Here is a 6727-nt window from a genome sequence, read left to right on the forward strand (position 1 = left end):
TCCGCGTCAGAGGATGTAGCTGCTCGACGCGCTCCAGATCGCGTGCGTGCGGCAGTTGGAGTCGGCATACGCCTTGGACGTCGACTCGAACACCGAGTAGAGCCGCTTGACCGACGAGCCGGCCGACCGCGGCGCCCAGACGATGCCCTCCATCATGGGCAGGGTGTTGTGGCTCGTGCGCTTGCCGCTCGAACGCACCTGCGTCGTCACCTTGCTCAGGTTGTCACGACCCCACGAGCGGCTGAAGACGAAGTGGCTGCCGGTGACCTGCACGCCCTGCACGATCGACGGGGTGCCGTACGTCGCGCTCGGCGAGAGCGCCACGGCGCCGGACGTCGACGTCGCGTAGCGGCGCATGAGGTTCGAGTAGAAGTCGCCGACGTAGAGGCTGCCGGCGTAGTAGTCGACGTAGGACGCGTGGCCCAGGTTCTTGAGGGCGTAGCGCGTGGTCTTGACGGCCTGGCGCTTGCCGGCGGGCACCGAGCGCACCGTGTCGATCGGGACCCGGTAGATGAACGAGCCGCCGGCGCTGTCGGAGACGTAGAGGTTGCCCCGACCGATGGTGAGGCCGCCCGCGTGGCCCGACTTGGGCACCCCCGACAGCTCGATCGTCTTGACCCACGCGGACGTCGAGCGCTGGTAGACGACGACGCGCGGCACCTCGGCGGCGTCGCGGTGGTACATCGAGACGTAGAGCTGGTCGCCCTTCGCGTCGTACGTCATGCCCTGGGGCACCCAGTTGGTGTCTTTGTAGGCGCCGAGCGTGTGACCCGACCAGTTGTCGAAGGCGTTCAGCTTCGGGTCGGCGCAGTTGCGGACGCCGTCGAAGCCGACGGGCTCGATGGCCGTGGCGGGCGCTGCGGCGGCCACGCCCACGGTCGATGCGACGGTGAGTGCGATGCCGGCCGCGATGGTGCGCAGTCGTGTCCTCATGGTTCGGTCCCCTGTCGTCGCGGGGGACGGCTTCCCCCGGTGCGGCGGAGCCTACTCGCGGGCGGCGACCGCAGGGGGTGTGCGGGGGAGCGAAGCGGGTACGGCACAGCACATGACGGCATACAGCACCATCGTCCGGGCCACGCACCTGCTGACGAACGCAGCCTGGTTCGGCGGTTCGCTGGCGGGCGCGGTCGCGCTGAACCCCGCGGCCCGCACGGGTGACGACGCCCGCGAGCGGGCGCAGATCGCCGACGAGGGCTGGCGCCGGTGGGGGCCGGTGCAGGGGGCCGCGATCGGGCTCCACCTCGCCAGCGGCATCGCGATCCTCGCCGACAACCGTCACCGCGTGCTGGGCCACCGCCCGACGACGACGGCCGTCGTGCTGAAGACCGCGTTGACGGCCTCCGCCGTCGTCGTCAGCGCCGAGGCCTACCGCTCGGGTGCGGAGCTCGGCGACGCCCTCGAGAAGGCGGAGAAGGACCCCGCGGCCCGCGACCGGGCGCGCGCGCTCACCCAGCGGATGGGCTGGCTGCAGTGGGGAACTCCGGCGACGACGGCCGGCCTGCTCGTCCTCGACGCCTACCTCGGTGAGCAGCAGCGCGGCACCGCAGGTCTGCTCGACCAGCCGTCCCGGTTGCGGCGCCGGTCGTGACGCGCGAGTTCGCCTTCGACTTCGAAAGCCGCTACCGCCTGCCTGCCCTGCTCTTCGGGGTGACCCCGTCGACAGCACTCGTCACCGTCACCGACGACGAGCTGCTGGTGCGCTTCGGGCCGTGGCGCCTGCGGACCGCGCTCGCCAATGTCGCGCGCACGCAGCTCAGCGGCGACTACGCGTTCCACCGCACCGCCGGCCCGGCCCACCTCTCCTTCGCCGACCGTGGCATCACCTTCGCGACGAACTCGCGCCGTGGCCTGTGCGTCTCGTTCGTCGACCCCGTCGCGGCCATGGAGCCCACGGGCACCCTGCGCCACCCCGGAGCCACGTTGACGGTGACCGACCCCGAGGCGCTGGCGGCCGCGCTCCAGCCCTGAGGCCGTATGCCGGGTCGGCGCCTCCCGAGGCGCCCGCCCGCCGCGGACCCCACCGGCATCTAGTTGCACTGCGTGCAACTACCATGGGTGTGTGGACACCACGAAGAGGTCGCGCGACGGGCGCCGGGTGCAGCGCGAGCGGCGCCGCGACGCGATCCTCGCGTCGGTGCGCGCCATGGCCGACTCGCCGGGCCGGGAGGGGTTCACGGTCGACCAGGTCGCCGAGCACGCGGGAGTGTCGCGACGGACCGTGTTCAACCACTTCGCCACGGTCGAGGACCTGCTCGTCGCAGTGTGCGAGCAGATCCTCGAGGAGACGACCGCCCAGGTGCTCCTCGAGCTCGACCGGCGGCTGGCCGGTGCCCGCCCGGTCGCGGACGGCGGGCTGCCGGATGCCGTCGCCCTCGACGCGCTGTGCGCGGCCACCCGTGACGCCGACCTGCCGCGAGCGATGACCGCGATCGTGCGCGTCCTCGACGTCAGCGCCCACGAGGGGGAGCGGGGCGAGGCGATCTCGCAGGCCGCCCTCGACCACGTCGGCGGCCGACTCGCCGCCCGCGTCACCGAGCACGCCCCCGACCTCGACCCGCTCGTGCTGCAGCTGACGATCGCCCTGCTGATGAACGGCATCGGCGTCATCGCCCACCGGTGGCTCGACGAGCATGCCGGCCGGGTCACACCCGCATCCCGCCGCTCGTGGGACGACCACCTCGCTCGCCTGCTCGACCAGCTCGCGCACGGCTACGCCCGCACCGCGTCCTTCGGGACGCCGCTCACCCCTGCACCGACCACGTCGGCCGCCCCGGAAGGACGTTGAACCCGCCATGGCTGAACTGCTCTATCGCATCGGACGCTTCGCTGCCCGACACCACTGGAGGGTGGTGGGTGGCTGGCTGACCGCCCTCGTCGTCGGCCTGGTCACCTTCCTCGCCTTCGCCGGCACGATCTCCTCGGCGATCTCGATCCCCGGCACTCCCACGAGCAAGGTCACGGAGCAGCTCGCAGCCGAGTTCGACGGCACGGGTGGGGGATCCGGCAGCGTCGTCTTCGCGACCGTCGACGGCAAGCCGTTCACCGACATCCAGCGCGCAGCCGTCTCGTCGCTCCTCGAGAAGGTCGGGACGATCGACGGCGTCAGCGGCGTCAACGACCCGTTCACGACGCAGGCCCGCATCGACGCGAGCACGACCAGGCTGAGCGAGGGCAAGGAGCAGCTCGCGCAGGGCGAGGCGGCGATCACCGAGGGGCTCTCCCAGCTCAAGGCGTCGCAGGCGCAGCTCGACGAGCAGCGCCGGCAGGCCGAGGAGGCGGGCGCGCTGGCCCAGGTGGAGGACCAGCTGACGGCAGGTCAGGCGCGCATCGACGCCGGCACGAAGCAGCTCGAGGCCAAGCGCGCCGAGCTCGCGGCCCAGTCCAAGGCGCTCGAGGCGGGCTCCGCCGTCGCCGACCTCTCGGCGGGCTTCCGGTTCGTCTCGGAGGACGGCTCCGCGGCCGTCGGCGCCGTCACCTTCGGCACGCCGACACCGCAGGTGCCGACCGAGGTGAAGACCGCCATCGACTCCGCTGTCACGGGCGCGGGCATCGACGGCGTGCGGGCCCTGCTCTCGCAGGACATCGCCCAGACCGTGCCCTCCATCCTCGGGCCGGGTGAGGTCGCCGGCGTGCTCGTCGCCGCCTTCGTCCTCGTGGCCGTGCTCGGCACGATCATCGGGGCGGCGCTGCCGCTCGCGAGCGCGCTGCTCGGGGTCGGCGTCGCGACGCTCGCGGCGATGTCGTTCTCCGGGATCGTCGACTTCCAGTCGGTGACGCCGGTGCTCGGCGTCATGCTCGGACTCGCCGTGGGCATCGACTACTCGCTCTTCATCCTCAACCGGCACCGCACGCAGCTGCGGCACGGCATGGAGCTGCACGAGTCCATCGGGCTCGCGAACGGCACGTCGGGCAACGCGGTCGTCTTCGCCGGGACGACGGTCATCGTCGCGCTCCTCGCGCTCAACGTCACCGGCATCCCGTTCCTCGGCCTGATGGGCACCGTCGCCGCCGGGGCCGTGCTCGTCGCGATCCTCGTCGCCACGACGTTCACTCCCGCCCTCCTCTCGCTCGTCGGGCTGCGCATCCTGCGCGCCAAGGAGCGAGCCCGGCTGGCCTCCAGCGTCGACCCCCTGCAGACGCGGGCCGGCGCCAAGCGACGCTCCGTCGCGGACCGCACCATGACGAGCCGCTCGGCCGTGCTCGCGCTCGTCGCCGGCGTCGTCGCGCTCGGCGTCATCGCCCTGCCGGCCCTCGACATGCGGCTGGGGCTGCCCGACGGGGCGAGCCAGCCGGCCGAGTCGTCGGCGTACCAGGCCTACCGGGTGCAGGCCGACGCGTTCGGCGAGGGCTTCAACGGGCCGTTGCTCGTCGTGGCCGACCTGCCGACCGCCGTGACCCAGTCGACCCAGGTCGCGGAGCAGGCCGCGCTCGGCCGGGCGATCCACGACGCCGGCGACGTCGCGGCGGTCGTGCCGATCAGCGTGTCGAAGGACCGGACCGCCTTGGCCTTCCAGGTCATCCCCGACGGCGGGCCGAACAGCGAGTCGACAGCCACCCTCGTCGATGACCTCCGGGCCCTGCGCCCGGCAACCGCCGAGGGCGGGACCGCGACCCTCGGCGTGGCGGGCAACGCGAGCGCCAACATCGACGTCTCGCAGAAGCTCTCCGACGCCCTGCCGGTCTACCTCGTGCTCGTCGTCGGCCTCTCGCTGCTCATCCTCATCCTCGTCTTCCGGTCGATCCTCGTGCCGGTGACCGCGACGCTCGGCTTCATGCTGTCGCTGCTCGCGGCGTTCGGCGGCATCACGGCGATCTTCCAGCAGGGTTGGCTCTCGGGTCTCTTCGGCATCACCGAGCCCGGTCCGATCCTCAGCTTCCTGCCGGTCATCCAGACCGGCATCCTCTTCGGGCTGGCCATGGATTACCAGCTGTTCCTCGTCTCGGGGATGCGCGAGGCCTACGTGCACGGCGCGCCCGCCCGCCTCGCGGTGCGTCGCGGGCTCGTCGCCGGGCGCGGTGTGGTCACGGCGGCCGCGATCATCATGATCTCGGTGTTCGCCGGCTTCGTCTTCTCGCACGACACGACGATCAAGCCCATCGGGTTCGGGCTCGCCTTCGGCGTGCTGCTCGACGCCTTCGTCGTGCGGATGCTGCTCATCCCGGCCGCCATGCACCTGCTCGGCGACCGGGCCTGGTGGATCCCGAGGTGGCTCGACCGCGTGCTGCCCGACGTCGACGTCGAGGGGGCGAAGCTCGAGCGCGCGCACCCGGCGGCCCACGAGCCCGAGGCTGCGCTCCTCAGGGGGTGACCGCGGCTCCGGTCCGGCGATCCGTGTCCCTTCGGGCGACAGGTCGCCGGACCGAAGCCCGCCCCGCGCACCGAGCACGGATGCCGGGACGTGGCGTTCAGCCCTCGATCGCGAGGAAGCGCCTCAGGGCGTCCGCGCCCTCGACCGACACCGCGGCGTCCGGGCGCACGTAGGTGGCCGGGGTCACGAGGACCCGCTGCTCGTCGACGCCGACCGGGCCGTCGGTGGTGTGCTGCACGACGCGGTGCACGCCGTTCGGCAGGTAGCCGGTCTTGCGGCTCACCGCGGCCGACGCGAGGTTGCCCGCGATGTAGCCGGAGCCGCACGACCCCGCGCCGAGCTCGTCGAACGCGAAGCCGACGACCAGCCGGCGCATCAGGGTGCCGGTGCCCTGCCCCTGGTGGCGCAGGCCGAGCCAGGAGCCCGTCTCGACGTGCCGGGCCTGCGGGAAGTGCCGCGCGTGGAGGTCCTGCATCCCGACGAGGACGCCGTCCCGGCGCACCGTCAGGGCCAGGCGCCACTCGTCGGGGGCGAACGTGGCCCGCTGCGTCCACCACCACGCGAGCGACTCGCTCGGGAAGCCCCCGGGCGAGCCGGGCCGGAAGGGCTGGGCGTGCCAGTCGCTGAGGAAGGGCATGGGCAGGCCGGGCGGCTGGACCCCGTCGCGCACGAGGTCGACGAGCTCGGGGATGTCGTCGTCGCGCAGGACGCGCATCTGCACCGGCCCGCTCGTGATGCACAGGGCGTAGGGGGGGAAGATCTCCTCGATCGTCAGCATCCCCACACCCTCTCGCGACGGGGGCAGGGGCCGTCGGAGTCAGCCCGTGTGTCGGAGGATCTCGTCGACGACCTCGGTCAACGGTCGCGTGGCGTCGATGACGACCCCGGTCGACGGGACGTCCTCCCTGCTCGCGTGCAGCCGCACGACGAGCTCGCGCTCGGACGGCTCCGACCCCCACTCGCCGGGTGGCCGCCGGTCGAGCCGGGAGAGGAGGGTCTCGAGGTCGACCTCGAGGACGAAGACCTCGTCGAACAGGTCGACGAACGCGGGGAAGTTGCGTGAGCCCCCGCAGAAGAAGGTGACGGGATCGGACCGGTCGGCCACCATGGCCCGCACCCGACGCACGTCCCAGACGTGGTGCTCGTGGTCGGCCGTGTCGAGCGGGACGCCCGTCAGCGGATCGCCTTGGTAGGCGAGGTCGGTGTCACCGTTGACGGCACGGAAGCCTCGACGGGCGAGCTCGCGGCAGACCGAGGTCTTGCCCGTGGCGGAGACCCCCTCGACGAGGTAGTTGCGCACGCCCACCGTCGCAGTATCGGTCGCCTGCAGGGCGCGGGCAACGGCTCCCGCCTAGATGTACTCGGTCATGACGTTGGTGACAGACGGCTGACGGGTGGGAGTCCCTTCAGGGCGGTGT

7 protein-coding genes are annotated in these 6727 nt (G+C 72.4%); 4 read left to right on the top strand and 3 right to left on the bottom strand.

Annotated features, from left to right (window positions below):
• Positions 1–6 precede the first annotated feature (6 nt).
• On the bottom strand, positions 7–933 hold the full coding sequence (locus ABD979_RS07885) for an NHL repeat-containing protein (protein ID WP_345506906.1): 927 nt from the start codon (positions 931–933) through the stop codon (positions 7–9).
• Between the two features lie 112 nt (positions 934–1045).
• Here ABD979_RS07885 and ABD979_RS07890 point away from each other — a divergent pair, with 112 nt between their 5' ends.
• The 4 genes from ABD979_RS07890 to ABD979_RS07905 all read left to right on the top strand — a co-directional run bounded on the left by ABD979_RS07890 (position 1046) and on the right by ABD979_RS07905 (position 5309).
• Positions 1046–1588 carry a hypothetical protein gene (locus ABD979_RS07890; protein WP_345506907.1) on the top strand — a complete coding sequence of 181 codons (543 nt, stop codon included), beginning with the start codon at positions 1046–1048 and terminating at the stop codon, positions 1586–1588.
• Positions 1585–1968, top strand: coding sequence for a hypothetical protein (locus tag ABD979_RS07895; RefSeq protein ID WP_345506908.1), 384 nt, complete (start codon positions 1585–1587; stop codon positions 1966–1968). The genes ABD979_RS07890 and ABD979_RS07895 overlap by 4 nt, the downstream gene beginning before the upstream one ends.
• 91 nt (positions 1969–2059) lie before the next feature.
• Entirely contained in the window at positions 2060–2785 is a 726-nt protein-coding gene (locus ABD979_RS07900; RefSeq protein WP_345506909.1) for a TetR/AcrR family transcriptional regulator, read from the top strand.
• Positions 2786–2792: 7 nt separating this feature from the next.
• A complete protein-coding gene (locus ABD979_RS07905) occupies positions 2793–5309 on the top strand; it encodes an MMPL family transporter (RefSeq protein WP_345506910.1) in 2517 nt (838 codons plus the stop codon).
• Positions 5310–5406: 97 nt separating this feature from the next.
• Here the strand turns inward: ABD979_RS07905 and ABD979_RS07910 are convergent, their stop codons facing one another.
• A complete protein-coding gene (locus tag ABD979_RS07910) occupies positions 5407–6087 on the bottom strand; it encodes a GNAT family N-acetyltransferase (RefSeq protein WP_345506911.1) in 681 nt (226 codons plus the stop codon).
• A gap of 39 nt (positions 6088–6126) precedes the next feature.
• Positions 6127–6615 (bottom strand): AAA family ATPase, encoded by a 489-nt coding sequence (locus ABD979_RS07915; RefSeq protein WP_345506912.1) that lies wholly within the window; start codon positions 6613–6615, stop codon positions 6127–6129.
• Between the last annotated feature and the right edge of the window lie 112 nt (positions 6616–6727).

Source organism: Terrabacter aeriphilus, from assembly GCF_039542985.1.
GTDB lineage: Bacteria > Actinomycetota > Actinomycetes > Actinomycetales > Dermatophilaceae > Terrabacter > Terrabacter aeriphilus.

Bases quoted from the DNA above. Each gene is read 5' to 3' on its own strand.
- ABD979_RS07885 (WP_345506906.1), bottom strand. From the start codon at position 933: ATGAGGACACGACTGCGCACCATCGCGGCCGGCATCGCACTCACCGTC.
- ABD979_RS07890 (WP_345506907.1), top strand. From the start codon at position 1,046: ATGACGGCATACAGCACCATCGTCCGGGCCACGCACCTGCTGACGAAC.
- ABD979_RS07905 (WP_345506910.1), top strand. From the start codon at position 2,793: ATGGCTGAACTGCTCTATCGCATCGGACGCTTCGCTGCCCGACACCAC.
- ABD979_RS07910 (WP_345506911.1), bottom strand. From the start codon at position 6,087: ATGCTGACGATCGAGGAGATCTTCCCCCCCTACGCCCTGTGCATCACG.